Source organism: Rhodohalobacter sulfatireducens, from assembly GCF_022012475.1.
Lineage (GTDB): Bacteria > Bacteroidota > Rhodothermia > Balneolales > Balneolaceae > Rhodohalobacter > Rhodohalobacter sulfatireducens.
Map to the genome: position 1 here is coordinate 58,291 of NZ_JAKLWS010000008.1, position 15,759 is coordinate 74,049.

Consider the following 15,759-nt stretch of genomic DNA (forward strand, 5'->3'; position numbering starts at 1 on the left):
GGTTGAAAGTTCATATGCCATGTTTAAGATTTCATCTCAGTTGTTCGGGTACCCGTCTGACCGCTTGAAACGTTCTGACGGCTGGTTCTTACCTCATCATATCTTCAATATCGCCAATCTCTTTCGGCACATCCGTCAAATTCTCATATCCATCTTCGGTGATGATCAGGTTGTCTTCTATTCGAATACCCCCAAAATCAAACAGTGATTTAACTTTCTCCTTATTCAGAAATTTCGATTTCTCTTCATCCTCAAGAGCCGGCTTCAGTAGGGCCGGAATAAAATAGATTCCGGGTTCAATGGTTATCACCATTCCGGGAATGAGTTCACGACGAACACGCAGATATTTAATACCGGGCCGTTCAATACGCTCCACTCCCTTGGGATATCCACCCACATCGTGCGTATCCAACCCGAGAAAATGTCCCAAACCATGTGGGAAGAAAAGGGCAAAAATATCATTGTCCATCATCTCTTCCAGGTCTCCTTTTACAACGCCAATATCTTTCAAACCTCCCAGGATAATCCTACAGGCATTCAAATGCAGTTCTTCCATTTTCACACCGGGTTCGGTTTTATCAATAGATTTGTTTAGAGCTTCCAGAACAACTTGATAAATTTTCGCCTGGTCAGATGAAAACTTCCCATTAATCGGGTACGTTCTCGTAAAATCAGATGCATACCCCTCATACTCAAAACCGGCATCAATCAGATACAAATCCCCGTCTTTAATCTTTTGATTATTCTCCACATAGTGCAAAATGGCACTGTTCACTCCACCTGCGTGAATTCCGGTATAGGCTGGTTGTAATAACCCATGTTTTTCTTGATGATAATCGAAAATAGCTTTTGCTTCGTGCTCGTACATTCCCGGTTTTACACTTTTCATTACTTCTCTATGGGCGATATTATTAACCTCAGCCGCCCTTCGCATCAAATCCAACTCATAATCGGTTTTTATGCAACGGCAATAGGTGATAGCATCCACCAGCGTATCAATTTCCAGGTTAAAATCACGGTTCAAATCTTCCAGGTATTCTGCTTGTTCTTCATCCAGGCAGTAGATCTTATCCGAATCTAATTCATTCAGTACCGACAATAACTGATTGTCGTAATGCAGGTGATCCGGCTCATATAAATCCTGGATCTCCTCCATAGGCTTGATGCGCCCGTGCCAAACCGCAAACTGCGAATCCCGTTTTGGAGTAAACAGATGATATTCTCCAGATTTAATATCCAAAATCGCATGATAGCCAGGCTCATTCACTCCTGTCAGATACCAAAAATTGCTCTCCTGGCGGAAAGGAAATTCATAATCGGTTGCATACCGGTACATAAGCTCCGCCCCTTTGAGATAAATAATTCCCTCTTCACTGTCTTCAAAAAGTGATAATAACTTACTTCTATGGAGTTGATTTGACATAGTATCTTTCTATTTAATTCATCGAGTGAGTAATTAATCAATCGGGCCGCCTGACGGCAAAATCGATATCACAAATATTATCCTTCGATCTCTTCCGGTTTTTCATTGTATCGGAAAGTTAGCAGAAGATGCATTCAATCAAAAAATTTCATGACCATTTCGGTCAATTTGTTCAATTCGGACGGATCGAAAGATATCAGAGTTTTTGAATTTCTTTTTTTTGACGTGATATCAAGTATGTCTCCATTCTTAAATAAGAGGATGGCTTCTTCCTCGTTAGCAGTAATCTTAGCCAGATTTACTGATAAAATTGCCCGGTTGGTACCCTCTTCATTCAAAATTGCAATCAAATGAGATTCGGAGGAATCCGTTCCGGTAAATGAAATTGCCACTCTTCGATCTGAATCAATATCAAACAATTTGTAATACTGATTCATGGGCACAGGCAACAGGGTTTGTTTAAAATCAAGATACAAACGATTGCCTTCCGTCCCCTCCGACCAAAAGTTGTTTAGCAGCTCAACCAGCCAATCTTTCAATTCAGCATTGACCTCCTTGGAACAAAATCCCCGGCGATACCAGTAATTATGATCTCTTTTGACCTCTGGAAAACTGAATTTCTCATCAAAAAAATTTACCTCCTCCTCTATCGAATCATCGGCTCGTTCAAACCAATAGTCCTCAATCCCGTTTGTCAAAACCAGGTGCCTTGCATTTACCTGCTTATTGTACCTTGCAGCCTGTACAGCCACGGCCTGGTTAAGATTTACGGTATCTGATTTGCACTCAATAAGAGTATGAGGTTTCATTTCATCAGAGTATAAAACAAGATCCGCCCTGAGTGTATTTTTGCTTTGTTGAAGTTTGACGGGTGTCTCAAATCCTATTCTGGATTTTTTCCAATCGGTTTGATGCAGTAGATACTCTACCCATTGGAGACGGACTCTCTCCTCGGGACGGTTTTCGTACCGTTTCCTCAAGATGGGATTGAAAAGCCAAAATCGATTATCCTGGACTACGACCTGTGGGAAATGGTTGTAAGCTATACTCTTCTTCATGCGTAAAACTTACGAAAGATTAGATAAAGGAAAACTTCAAGGAATTGCTTGACTACTGAAACTACCTACCCTTCGCCACCGCCTTTTACCACTTTATTGATATAAGCTTGCTGCGCAATTGAAAGAACATTGTAAACCAGGTAATACAAGCTGAGCCCGGCTGCAAAGTTATTAAAAACCACAAGCATAATCACCGGCATGAGATACATGAATCCCTTCATGTTTGGTCCACCACTCGGGGCTGCTCCTCCACTCATACCACCGGAGAGCTTGGATTGGAAAAACATGGCAACGGACATCAGAAGAACAAAACCAGCAATCTGATCACCTATAACCGGCAGACTAAATGGCAGACTTAGTATGTAATCCGGTGCGGATAGATCACTCGCCCACAGGAACGATTCCTGGCGAATAATCATCGAATTTTGGAAGAAGTAGAACAGCGTAATTAAAATTGGGAACTGCATTAGCATGGGCAAGCAACCGCCAAGCGGATTCACCCCTGCTTTCTTGTAGAGAGCTATGGTCTCCTTCTGCTGTTTTTGAGGATCATCTTCATACTTTTCCTGGATCTCCTTCATTTTGGGCTGCAACTCTTTCATAGCTGCCATGCTCTTGAAACTCTTCTGAGTGAGCGGGAAGAGCAACAGTTTTACAATCACCCCAAAAAGGATAATCAAAATTCCGTAGTTCGAGACAAGACTGCTTCCAAACGCAAAGAATGGGATGATGAGATATCGAACGAGCGGATCTGCAAACCATCTGAAAATAGCGTACCCGATCTCCACGACATCATAAGCATGCTCATCAAATTGATTGAGATCGTAATAGCGGAGCGGGCCGGAATACAATTCGTAAGACAACTCATTACTTTGGACGTAGCTTGATTGTACCGCAGCCTGGTATCGATAGTATGTTTCAGGCAGTCCGCCTTGGGCCATATCTTCACCCCTCAAAATGGCAGCATTCGAATTTGTAACAGGTTTAATATATGTGCCGAAAAATCTTGATCGGGTAGAAACCCAATCAATCGTACCGTTAATTCTCTGCTCTGTTTGTTCGGCTTCAGGAACCTGGAACTTCTCAAGTTCACCCCCGGCGAACACATAGGCGGCTGTGGCCTGCGCATCCTGCGCCCTGTCTTGCTCGGTTAAATTCAATGCGGCCGTCCATCCAAAATCTACATTCGTACCGCTGATGTAATCCTGCATATTCACCAACCGGATATCCAGGTTGTAGGAATATTGATTACCAAAAAATGTATAGTTGAATATTAACTCCGAATCACCTTCCAGAGCCAATCGATACGACAATTCAGCACTTTCCCCACCGCTGATCTCTATCGTTTCGGTTTCGGTAAGCGGCTCAAATACAAGCTTATCTGTTTCAATATTGAAATTCTGACTGGATAGAAATCCAAGCGAATAAGCAGAATGTGCGGTATTTCGAATCATTTGAACCTGTTGTTGATCCCAGGTCTGGTGATCTTTTAATATAATTCTTGATGGCCCAGCACCGAGATTGGTCATCTCTATGGAATATTTTTCGGTTTGAACCATCGTGTATACCGTGTCGGCAAAACTGGCCGCACTAAATGCGCCCATATTCAATTCTCTTTGTGTCTCACCAATTATTGGAGAACCCTGATTTTCGGTCTGCTCGGAATCATCACCCTGAGGTTCTGTTCTATCTGTTTGATTAGCAGTATCCTGGTTTGCAGCAATCAGAGAATCACTCTGTTGCTCAGCTTGTGCAGCGGCAATACTGTCTTGGGTTGCCTGTTCGGCTTGTCTGCGAGCGAGTTCTTCTTCACTGGGCATTGTGAACCACGCCCACGCGATCGTTATCACAAAAATTAAAAGAAGACCGGTTACGGTGTTTCTATCCAAAGTATTAAACCTGTTTAGTTTCGCTGTTGGTGTTCGTTACGGATCGAGTGTCTGCTTTCAACTGACGAGGTTCAAAATGTAATAAAGCCTCTCGCACCTCTTTTAACATTGGAAGCATTTCTTCTTGAACCTGGCCGAATGAAAGTTCGGCTTTTCGGGCTAAAAAAGCTCCATGAAATCCAAACTGTTTGCTTGAAAAAAGATCTTGTACGAAATCCTGGTGGATTCGATACACTTCTCTCATGAGTCTTTTTGCTTTATTTCGTTGAACCGCGCCGGGAATGATCTTTTTAGGAGCTATGAACCCGATCAAACAACCTTCGGAGGGATCGTTATACAATCTGTATCTAAACTGGATTGAGTCGGAAGTTAGCACGGTTGATTTTTCAAACAGACGTTGGAAGTTACGCCGGCCGCGTAAAATTTTTGATCGTGGTAAAGATTGATCAGGTTTGTCACTATCAGACCTATTTGGGTCCTTTTTCATTACTTGTTGTAAGCTTGTGTCGCCCTTTTCTGCGGCGGCGTTTAATCACATCTTTTCCGCTTTTGCTTTTATTGCGCTTACGGAATCCGTGTTTATTCGCTCTCTTTTTCTTACTTGGTTGGTATGTACGTTTCATAACCAGAATTTGGTCTAAAATTCAATGTCCTGTTTTTCGATAGACTCCAAAAATAAGAAGAAAATTATTAAAACCGAATCCCTTATTTCACAAAAATTTTCAGCAATTTGTTTCCGGGTAATGGCTGATTGACAGTTGTCAACATTTAGTGGTCAATTTAATGTTTTATATAAAAACTTATTGATGGCAAATGGGTATCTCGTTTGCTCCATCCTGAATTTGCCCGGTAATTACTTGGTTGACAATTTTACCTACTCTCAACTGCTTTTTTGTAGTTTCACCACAAACCCCAATCTTTCTGTCATTATTACGTTAGGATAATAAATTAAAACACTGGCATAATTATTGTAGCTTTATTAATCCTCCTGAAGCTTGTTGAACACTGGAATTATTAGCTGTAACTTGCTTAACTGAATTTTAAACGCTTCTTACTTATATGTTAGAATATATATCAAAATTTCTCACCAGCATTTTCGGAACAAAGAGCGAAAGAGATCTAAAGAAAATCTGGCCCATTGTTGACGAAATCAAAAGCTATGAAGACGAAATTAAGGCTCTTTCGGATGAAGAGCTGAAACAAAAGACCGAGGAATTTAAACAGCTCATCAAAGACAGGACACAGGAAGTCACAGATGAGATTAATGAAATTAAGGAAAAGATGGATTCGAACGATGAGTCTATCACGCTTGCCGAACGCCGGGAATTTTCTGATATAATTGAAGAACTTGAAGAAGAATGGCTTGCTATACTCGAGGATACGCTTGAAGAGATCTTACCTGAAGCTTATGCTGTTTTAAAAGACACATGCCGTCGTTTTGTTGGCAAATCCTGGAAAGTTGCCGGTACGGAAACGGAGTGGAATATGGTTCCTTACGACGTTCAGCTCGTTGGTGCCGTTTCCATGCATAACAGCAGTATTGCCGAAATGAAGACGGGTGAAGGTAAAACACTCGCAGCTATTTTCCCGGCCTACCTGAATGCACTTGCCGGGCGCGGTGTACATATTGTAACCGTAAACACATATCTCGCCCAGCGAGATGCCGAATGGAATGAGCCGCTTTATAACTTTCACGGCCTTACGGTTGACTGCATCGACCGATATGATCCGAATACGGAGGCCCGCCGAAATGCATATAAAGCCGATATAACCTATGGAACCAACAACGAGTTCGGTTTCGACTATCTCCGTGATAATATGGTTGTTGAAGAAGATCAACTTGTACAGCGGGGGCATCACTTTTCAATCATTGATGAGGTGGACTCTATTTTAATTGATGAAGCCCGAACACCACTCATCATTTCCGGCCCTGTTCCCCAATCAAGCGGACAACAGAAGTACGAAGAGATGAAGCCACGGGTTGAGTCTCTTGTAAGTGCTCAGAAGAAGTTGGTGTCATCTCTCGTAAGTGAGGCTGAAAAACTTTATGAAGAGGGTAATGAAGAAGAAGCCGGATTAGCTCTCTACCGGGCGGAACGAGGATTTCCAAAAAACAAGAAGTTCCGCAAGATGATGCAGGAAGCTCATTATCAACGGTTGGTTCAACAAACCGAAAGCTTTTACCTGGCCGATAATGCAAAGAAACTCCCATATGTTGATGAGTATCTTTTCTATGCGGTGGACATGAAACAGAAGTCCATCGAAATGACTGAAAAGGGCCGTGAGTTTATTACAAAAGATGAAGAAGGAGACCAGTTCTTTGTTATACCTGATCTTGGTACAGAAACCTCGGAAATTGAAGAGAAGATGGAAACTCTCGAGAAGGAAAAAATTGAAGAGATTCAATCTAACGATGAGTTCAGCGACGATTATAAAGAGAAGAAAATTGAGGAAGCCAAGGCAGAGGTAAAACAGGAGAGAGAAAAAAGATTTAATGAACTTCACAGATTATTTGCTGAACGCGGGGACAGGATCCATACCGTTAACCAACTCCTGAAGGCCTACACACTTTTTGAGAGAGAATCAGAATATATAGTCCAGGACGGCAAAGTTCAGATTGTAGATGAGCACACAGGCCGGGTTCTTTCCGGTCGGCGATATTCAGATGGACTCCACCAGGCGATTGAGGCTAAAGAGGAAGTAAAAGTAGAGGCTGCCACACAGACCTATGCAACGGTTACATTGCAGAACTTCTTCAGGATGTATCATAAACTTGCGGGTATGACAGGTACTGCCGCTACTGAAGAGGGCGAATTTAATGAAATTTATGACCTTGATGTTACTGTTATTCCAACAAACCGCCCAATCATTCGGGATGACAAGGAAGACCTTATTTTCAGAACCAGGCGTGAAAAATATGCTGCTACTATAGACCGAATTCGGGAGTATAGAGAAAAGGGGCAACCCGTACTTGTGGGTACCACAAGCGTGGATGTATCAGAAACGATCAGCCGAATGTTGAAACGAGCAAAAATCCCTCACGATGTACTGAATGCAAAACAACATGCACGTGAGAGTGACATTGTAGCTCATGCCGGACAGGTGGGTGCAGTTACGGTGGCTACAAACATGGCGGGGCGTGGAACAGATATTAAACTGGGCAAAGGCGTAAAAGAGAAAGGAGGCCTTGCAATTTTAGGTACAGAACGGCACGAATCGCGCCGAATTGACCTCCAGCTCCGCGGTAGAGCCGGCCGACAGGGAGACCCGGGTGAAAGTCAGTTTTTTGTCTCCCTGGAAGATGACCTGATGACGCTGTTTGGCGGTACAGACAGAATTGCCAACATCATGGAGAAATTGAATTTTGATGAGGGCGAAGTTATCCAGCATCCCTGGGTCACAAAATCCCTGGAGCGAGCGCAGAAAAAAGTAGAACAGAACAACTTCAGTATTCGTAAGAAACAGCTTGAATATGATGATGTTCTAAACAACCAGCGTAATGTAGTTTATGCACGTAGAAAGCACGCTCTCTTGGGTGATCAGCTTCAGAGCGATATTTTTGACATGCTCGAAGATCTCATTGAATCACTCGTTGAGCAGTATTACCCAAATGGCGAGTTTGAAAAACTGCGCGATGAAGTGTTACGCCTGCTTGCCGTAGATGTTGATTTGGATCTCGATCAGTGGGCTATCCAGGGTGAAGATGGGATGGTAGACCTGATTATTGAGAAAGCATACGAGGCATACCGAAAGAAAGAACAACTGGTAGCTGAGCCTCTTTATAATATTGTTCAGAGAATTCAGGAATCAGATGCTGAAAAGAAACCGTCGAAGATCCAGGTGATCTTTACAGATGGTATTCGGCGAATGAGAATTATCGTGGATGTTGAGAAAGCGGAGAAAAACCAAGGGCGCGAAGTAGCACGATCGCTCGAAAAAACAGCAATTCTCTCAACCATCGACAATAAATGGATGGAACACTTGCGTGAACTCGATTCTGTAAAAGAGGGTATTGGCCTCCGTTCATTCGGGCAGAAAGATCCACTTCTGGAATACAAGAAAGAAGCTTTTGAGATGTTTAAATCGCTGATTGATGAAATCAACCGGGAAGCTATTTCGCTGATCTGGAAAGCCATTCCCGAGATGCAGGCCGACCCCGACAAGCTCAAACAAGCTCGCAAGGAAGCCGGCAAATACAACATGGACAAGGCTAAAACCCAACATGCCGATTCAACTAATATGGGCCTGAAAGGTATGCTCCAGCAAGGCAACGGAAGTGACGGTAATCAACAAAATGCCTCAGCACCCGGAGAAAAACGGCAACCCGTTACAGTTGAAGAAGAACCCGGTAGAAATGACTATGTAAAGGTTCAAAATATGAGCACGAACCAAGTAAAAGAAGTGAAGTGGAAATACGCCAAGAAAATGGTTGATGAGGAAGGCTGGGTAGTTATTGAGAAATAGAAATTAAAAGCACCTTCATCAGTTTCGAAATCGTAAAAGCTTTATAACCAACAGCCTTTACACTCAATCTTTCGGTTCTTAATCAGTAGAAACAAATTCATTAAACGGTCTTTGCTTCATTCATCCTCAAGTCGGAATGATACCGGGTTCACCCATCGCCCCTTATTTGCGACTACTGTGTAGCCACCCGTTTAGAATGGGGTAATTCCTTGATCGCAATATTTTGAATTAGGATCATCATTGAGATATTTCACCCGCATGAAGTGAAACCACTTTTAGAGCATAGATCCTATTCAGAATTACCTACATACTTCGTATCTATTCAATTCTCGCCCTTCGATTCGAACACCTTTGCATACTTACGCCTCCAGTTCCACTCGGTAATCGTATGATACAGAATTGTAATAATAGCAACAGGTATCACAAAAAAGACCATAATATTAATAAATACATCCAGGAACCTATGATCTGTTGATGACAGGAACAGATAAAAGATATAGGCAAAATAAAACATCAGAAAAATGCCGCCTTCCCACCTGACAACTTTATGACCGGTATAAAAAATTGGGAGGCAAGCAATGGATGCAGCGATCAGTACCGGGAAATCAAATGATAGCAATGCATCCTGGATGGGAATCAGCTCACTCGAAAATATTCCGGCGAATCCAAGTACTGCAAGCATATTCAATATATTACTACCTATTACATTTCCAACCGCAATATCCCTCTCGCCCCGATAGGCCGCCACAAGTGATATTACAATTTCAGGAAGGGAAGTACCAATCGCTACGACCGTCAAACCAATTATAAGTTCACTAACCCCGGCCATTTCAGCAAAAATCAGGGAACTGCTTATTAACCACCTTGCTCCCGTAATTAAAAGAACAAAACCTGTGATTGTTAAAACAACATTTACAACCATGTTACCTGTTTCATCTTTCTCTGGGTTCACGTCAGGAATAGAAATTTCACCCTTTTGGCGCACAAGAAATAACAGGTAGATCATTAACAAAACAACCAGAAGAAGACACTCCCAAAACCCTAGGGCCCCGTTGTAAGAAAGAAAGAAGAGTAAAATCGTGATACCGATCATAATAGGGGCATCCCACTTGATCAGATTCTTGTGAACTTTTAACGGTATAAACAAAGCTGATAAACCAAGAATAAGCAGGGTATTGCTAATATTGCTGCCAATAATATTACCAAGCATCAAGTCTGTTTGACCGTCTATAGTTGCCTGTACACTTACTGCTAATTCTGGTGCGCTTGTACCGAAAGCAACAACGGTAAGAGCAATAATAACTTTAGGAATCTTAAGTTTCAGAGCAATTTTTGAGACATACCGAACCAGAAGTTCAGCCCCTGAAATTAGAGCAGTAAGTCCAACGATAAACCAAAGCAGTGGAATTAGCACGGATAAAAAGGATTAGTGACAGGAAATAGAACGAAATATTAAAAATTCCGAAAATTTAAATTTTTTTTGAATCTGAATGCAACATAACTCACGCATCGGCGTACTAATCATCATAAGATGTTTTGGTTAAAGAAATGTAAATGAAACCCTGTGTTGTGAAAGACACAGGGTTCTTTTTTTTATCAAGGAAAAATGCCCATCTGCTCATAAAGCTTACCAACTTTGTTGATGGCACTGATGAACGCTGCCGTTCTTAGATCAACACTGTGTTTCTTTCTGAGTTCATTAATCTCGTTATAGCTGTTTACCATCGTATCTTTTAACCCGGATTCAACTAAATCTACTTCACTTCCACCATGAGCCAGCAGTTCCAGCTCCTTACTTGTAAATTTCCGCTCAGATACCGTCTCTATAACTGAAAGAATTTTCCTGAAACTATCTTCTTCGAACCGTCTTTCTAATCGACCAAACCTAACGTGTTGGATATTTTTTAACCACTCAAAGTAGGAAACCGTTACACCCCCGGCATTCAGGTAATTGTCCGGAATAATCAGAGCTCCATTCTTTTTGATGATTTCATGAGCCTCTGACGTTGTAGGGCCATTAGCAGCTTCGGCAATAATTTTGGCTTTTATATTGGGGGCATTACTCTCTTTTAGTTGATTTTCGAGTGCGGCCGGCACAAGTATATCGCATTCGGCCTCCAGAACAGCACTGTTATTTTTAAGTGTTTTTGATCCCTCAAAACCAGTGATGCCCCCAGTCTCTTTCTTGTATTCCATCAGTTTGGCAAGATCAATTCCATCTTCGCTGTAGATAGATCCGTCCATTTCGGCCACTCCGACCATCACTGCTCCCGCTTCTTCAAGATACTTCGCAGCATGATAACCTACATTACCAAGTCCCTGCACAACAAATGTTTTGCCTTCAATTCCGGGTTCAAGCCCCAAATCTTTCATATCCTCTTCGTTAATACATGCCTCCTGAACACCAAAAAAAACACCACGCCCGGTGGCCTCCGTTCGACCGCGTATTCCACCTTGCCCTATTGGTTTACCCGTAACACAAGCTTCCGCATTGATGTCTGAACTTATTTGGCGAAATGTGTCTAAAACCCAACCCATCTCTTGTGCACCTGTACCGTAGTCTGGTGCCGGAACATCAGAACCGGGACCTATAAAATTCTTTTTGTATAGCTGAAATGTATATCGACGGGTAATTCTCTCCAGTTCCCCTTCCGAATATTTCGACTTGTCAATTCTTATCCCCCCTTTCGCACCGCCAAAAGGCACATCAACAACTGCACATTTATAGGTCATGAGTGATGCAAGCGCCATCGTCTCATCTTCATTCACCGTCATGCTGTACCGTATTCCACCTTTTGTAGGCAGTTTATGATGACTGTGCTCTACACGCCATCCGTGGATCACCTCAATCGAACCGTTGTCTCTCTCAAGCGGAAAAGTAATGTGCAAAACATCATTGCATTGCTTCATCTGTTCTAACAGACCCTTATCGAACGTGGTATAAGCAGCAGCCTTATCGAACGCTTTGTTTACCTGCTCAAAAAATTTGTAATCACTCATTTTTCTCCTAAGATAGTTTATGGTAGCATTCTGTTTATTGTCGGGATAATGATATCCACTTTCAAATCAAATGTTCAAACCAGTTTCCACGTTTTTAGCATTCTCCAATCCTCCGGTGTTCCTTTACACTGAACTAAGCCAAGCCGATTAATGAATACTTGCCGGGGTGCTTCTTCTTCTATTTTTCCAATATCATGTGATATTTTACTGCAATCTAACCTGCTATACAGGTATGAGATGTGCGGATATTCCTTTTTGGCAAAATCTCCATTGAAAGAATTATCTACTTTTTTATGAAACTCCTGAAGTTCCGGTGTAGATCGAATACTGTGAGTTAACTTTTGGTATGGATTTGATGAACACCGTACGGAGTCTGTATTTAATTTGAAAGAAGAGATATCACTTATAAAAGCATTTATTGCTTTATTGATATTCTCTATTGACCAATCCGGAGTTCCGGCAAGTGTAATGTGGGGAGTGAAAAGAACAGACTGATAGGAACCGGCCAATCTTTGAATGATAGACTGGCATTGCGCGGTTGATTTATCATCTAACATCAACCATAAAGAATAATTGTCAATATATGGAAGATCAGCAGCGATCGAATTCTAATTTGGCGTTAACTCGCCTTTGCATCAACTTGGTCTGATGTATGAATGCTGAAGACATTGAATAGAAATAGAAAAGCAATAGAACCGATTGCAGCGTACATCAAAGGAGCAAATAGTCCAAACCAAATAGAAATGACACCGATTATTACGGATCCAACAGCTCCCCATACTACATTACCAACCATGCCAATTCCGCGTTTAATCATCGCAAGGTCAACTAAAAACCCAACAAGCAGGCCTATAGAAATCAACCAATAGATAACAACGGTGTTCAATTCTTCCATGAATCAATCGAAGTTTTTGAATTATCTTTCATTTACAAGCACAAAGGTACAAATTTTATCTTTTTATTCCTGTAGAACAGGTTAATTTTTTTTATGGAAATTTCAGAAGATCATATCCGAAAAATCATCCACGTGGATATGGATGCGTTTTATGCCTCCGTGGAACAGAGAGATTTCCCGCAATACAGGAATAAGCCGGTAATTGTAGGCGGTTCACCCCAAGGCAGAGGAGTTGTGGCTGCGGCCAGTTACGAAGTTCGAAAGTATGGCGTCCATTCTGCGATGCCGGCTGCCAGAGCGGTGAAACTTTGTCCACACGCCATTTTTGTAAAACCACGATTCGATGTGTACAAGGAGGTCTCTGAAAAGATCCGGGAAATCTTTTTTGAGTATACTGATCTCGTTGAACCGCTCTCGCTGGATGAAGCCTACCTGGACGTGACGGAAAATCACAAGAAGATTCCATCAGCTACACTGATTGCAGACCGCATCAAAAAGCAGATTAAGCAACAAACCGGTTTGACCGCCTCTGCCGGTGTTGCCTTTAATAAATTTCTCGCAAAAATAGCATCCGACCTGGATAAGCCGGATGGACTCAGCGTTATCACTCCGGATAAGGCTGAAGAATTCATCGAACAGCTTGAGATCGGGAAGTTCTTTGGGGTTGGCAAAGCTACTCAACGGAAGATGGAATCGCTGGGTATTCGAACCGGGGCTGATTTAAAAGAGTGGGATGAAGTAGACTTGGTGAAACAGTTTGGGAAATCCGGTCATCATTACTATAGAATTGTTCGGGGAATTGACAAACGGCGTGTCAAAACAGATCGAACACGCAAATCGATTGGCAAGGAGCGTACATTTTCTGAAGATGTTTCCGACCTCGAATGGATTCGTGAGTTCCTGACCGAGCTTTCCGAAAAGATATCTCAATCGATGGAGAAAATTGGGGCTGCGGGTAAAACCATCACCCTAAAAGTTCGTTATGAAGATTTTGAGACAGTTACACGGAGCTACACACTTCATCATTACACAGATGATGCAAATGAGCTGGCTGAAGTCGCAATTCGACTATTGGAAGAGACCGAAGCCGGTGCGCGGGAGGTTCGCTTGTTGGGGATCTCCGTTTCCAGTTTGAACTTGAGAAAAAGCGGAGTTATTGGGAAACAGCTTGAGATTCCGTTTGAGGGGTTTTGAACTGTACGACGGTCAGCCTGGCCGTTATTTTTAAACCTGGAAAAGGGTTCTTTATTATCGGGCAAGCTGCCCGATGTACATTGCTACGAATTATACGTATCCGGCAAATCATTCTCGTACAGAACAACGTCCCCTTTCTGTCCTTCACTATTCAGCAAATCGTTGGCTTCAAAGAGCGATTTGACGATCCTCACCTCTTTGTCACTTCCTTTTTCAGTTGATTGAATTCCTCTCAAAATTGGTTTGGTCCGCTCCTCTCCTACAAGGATCGCCACATCTACCTCGGATTCTCCAATCTTTTTCCCAAACTCCTCGTTTTTGTCTGCTTCTTTTTCACCCAGTTCGATCATTCCCGGTGTTATGATAAATTTTCTGCCCTGCTGAAATGAGCTTAGCACGTCAACCGCATTAGCTGCACCCACGGGGTTTGAATTAAACGCATCATCAATGACTACAAAACCGTCCCGATATTTCAATTCTAAACGATGTTCAACCGGCTCCAACCTTGATGCTGCAAGAGCGATGGTTTTCAAACGGATATCAAACTCTCTGGCTACAGCTGCCCCTAACAACATATTTTGGATGTTATGGTGGCCCAATAGCCTTGTCGTCACTTTCTCGTTCCCGACCAACTCTCCATCTTCGTTGTACCATTCCATCAAGAAAGAGGTGCCTTCGGGTCCGGTTTGAATATTTGATGCTCGAATTGCCCCATCTTTCCCAACAAAAACAGTTTTCACGTCTTCGCGAAGTTCCGACATTTTTCTGACGAGCGGATCATCTCCATTTAAAACGAGTGTTCCCTCTTTTTTCAACTCCCTGGCTAATGTTGCTTTCTCATAAGCGATGACATCCTGAGAGCCAAATGTTTCGAGATGAGCAATACCTACATTTGTAATCACTGAAACATCGGGTTGGGCAAGATCACACAACTCTTTGATGTTACCTTCGTAGCGAGCACCCATTTCCAGGATGAGCACTTTATGAGATGCCTCAAGCTGATTGTTTATCACTTTACAAATTCCCATCGGAGTGTTATAACTTCCGGGTGTAGTACATACGCTCATCCGCTCTTTCAGGAATGCATCAATTACAAATTTGGTGCTGGTTTTCCCGTAACTTCCGGTAATCGCAATCACTTTCAGATGCGGAAGTGATGCAATCTTTCTCTTAGCCTGCTTTTTGAATCCGTATTGAATATAGATTTCAACCGGTTTAAGAACCCATCCAAATATCCATACAAAAGCGGGAATGAGCATATCTACTAAAACCATTCCAAAACTCATAAAATATGGCTCAAGCTCTACGAACGGTTCAGCAAAATCGCGTAATCGTAATACCTGGTATCCTAAATCAAGTAAAACATACCACAGAAAGAATAGAAAAATTGCGATAGGTATCGACAGTCTAAACATTCTTGCTGTAAAGACAAGCGGCTTCTTCTCCTTTTCTTCCCGATATCTTGATGTACTTGTGAACCAAAACAGCGCAAATGTGCCCATGATAATTGCGCCTGACGTGAGCGTAACCCGGTCGGCCAAAAGGTACACCATCACCAAAATGACAATATTGAACAGCAGATGCTCTATCGTAACTCCTTTCGAAAATAGATGTGTAGAAAACCACTGCCTAAATTCGTGGGTTTTATAACCAACTTGCTGGAACATCTGCAGGTGGTATCTAAGACGATAGATTGAGTGACGGATAAAAACAGCGATTAACAAAAAAACAAACCCGTTTACGAGTAGCGTATAAAATTCCAAATTCTGTAAATCGAAGATTAATAGATTATTAGCAGGTCGAATTAGATTCCTTAATCCTTTATATTAGCCATGC

The 15,759-nt window shown here is 42.2% G+C and carries 12 protein-coding genes; 2 read left to right on the forward strand and 10 right to left on the reverse strand.

What is annotated here, in order from left to right:
• Positions 1-88: 88 nt before the first annotated feature.
• The 5 genes from L6773_RS08320 to rpmH all read right to left on the reverse strand — a co-directional run bounded on the left by L6773_RS08320 (position 89) and on the right by rpmH (position 4,993).
• The gene (locus L6773_RS08320; protein ID WP_237853412.1) at positions 89-1,423 is read right to left on the reverse strand and encodes an aminopeptidase P family protein; all 1,335 of its coding nucleotides are present in this window, start codon (positions 1,421-1,423) and stop codon (positions 89-91) included.
• 134 nt (positions 1,424-1,557) lie between these two features.
• Complete coding sequence (locus L6773_RS08325) at positions 1,558-2,481, reverse strand: type I restriction enzyme HsdR N-terminal domain-containing protein (protein WP_237853413.1); 924 nt, start codon at positions 2,479-2,481, stop codon at positions 1,558-1,560.
• 65 nt (positions 2,482-2,546) lie between these two features.
• Positions 2,547-4,370, reverse strand: coding sequence for a membrane protein insertase YidC (gene yidC, locus L6773_RS08330; RefSeq protein ID WP_237853414.1), 1,824 nt, complete (start codon positions 4,368-4,370; stop codon positions 2,547-2,549).
• A gap of 4 nt (positions 4,371-4,374) precedes the next feature.
• Positions 4,375-4,857, reverse strand: a complete 483-nt coding sequence (locus L6773_RS08335) for a ribonuclease P protein component (protein WP_237853415.1) — start codon at positions 4,855-4,857, stop codon at positions 4,375-4,377.
• Positions 4,838-4,993, reverse strand: coding sequence for a 50S ribosomal protein L34 (gene rpmH, locus L6773_RS08340; protein ID WP_237853416.1), 156 nt, complete (start codon positions 4,991-4,993; stop codon positions 4,838-4,840). Before rpmH ends, L6773_RS08335 begins: the two co-directional genes overlap by 20 nt.
• A 448-nt stretch (positions 4,994-5,441) precedes the next feature.
• On the opposite strand from rpmH, the gene secA reads away from it, so the two are divergent.
• Positions 5,442-8,834, forward strand: coding sequence for a preprotein translocase subunit SecA (gene secA, locus L6773_RS08345; protein WP_369431557.1), 3,393 nt, complete (start codon positions 5,442-5,444; stop codon positions 8,832-8,834).
• 322 nt (positions 8,835-9,156) lie between these two features.
• Here secA and L6773_RS08350 read toward each other — a convergent pair whose 3' ends face one another.
• From L6773_RS08350 to L6773_RS08365, 4 genes are all read right to left on the reverse strand, one after another.
• Positions 9,157-10,248 carry a calcium/sodium antiporter gene (locus L6773_RS08350; protein WP_237853418.1) on the reverse strand — a complete coding sequence of 364 codons (1,092 nt, stop codon included), beginning with the start codon at positions 10,246-10,248 and terminating at the stop codon, positions 9,157-9,159.
• Positions 10,249-10,430: 182 nt separating this feature from the next.
• Entirely contained in the window at positions 10,431-11,834 is a 1,404-nt protein-coding gene (locus L6773_RS08355; protein ID WP_237853419.1) for a Glu/Leu/Phe/Val family dehydrogenase, read from the reverse strand.
• Between the two features lie 74 nt (positions 11,835-11,908).
• The gene (locus L6773_RS08360) at positions 11,909-12,391 is read right to left on the reverse strand and encodes a hypothetical protein (RefSeq protein WP_237853420.1); all 483 of its coding nucleotides are present in this window, start codon (positions 12,389-12,391) and stop codon (positions 11,909-11,911) included.
• A gap of 62 nt (positions 12,392-12,453) precedes the next feature.
• Positions 12,454-12,729, reverse strand: coding sequence for a hypothetical protein (locus L6773_RS08365; protein WP_237853421.1), 276 nt, complete (start codon positions 12,727-12,729; stop codon positions 12,454-12,456).
• A gap of 93 nt (positions 12,730-12,822) precedes the next feature.
• On the opposite strand from L6773_RS08365, the gene dinB reads away from it, so the two are divergent.
• Positions 12,823-13,923 carry a DNA polymerase IV gene (gene dinB, locus L6773_RS08370; RefSeq protein ID WP_237853422.1) on the forward strand — a complete coding sequence of 367 codons (1,101 nt, stop codon included), beginning with the start codon at positions 12,823-12,825 and terminating at the stop codon, positions 13,921-13,923.
• A gap of 83 nt (positions 13,924-14,006) precedes the next feature.
• Here dinB and L6773_RS08375 read toward each other — a convergent pair whose 3' ends face one another.
• The gene (locus L6773_RS08375; RefSeq protein WP_237853423.1) at positions 14,007-15,590 is read right to left on the reverse strand and encodes a UDP-N-acetylmuramoyl-tripeptide--D-alanyl-D-alanine ligase; all 1,584 of its coding nucleotides are present in this window, start codon (positions 15,588-15,590) and stop codon (positions 14,007-14,009) included.
• Between the last annotated feature and the right edge of the window lie 169 nt (positions 15,591-15,759).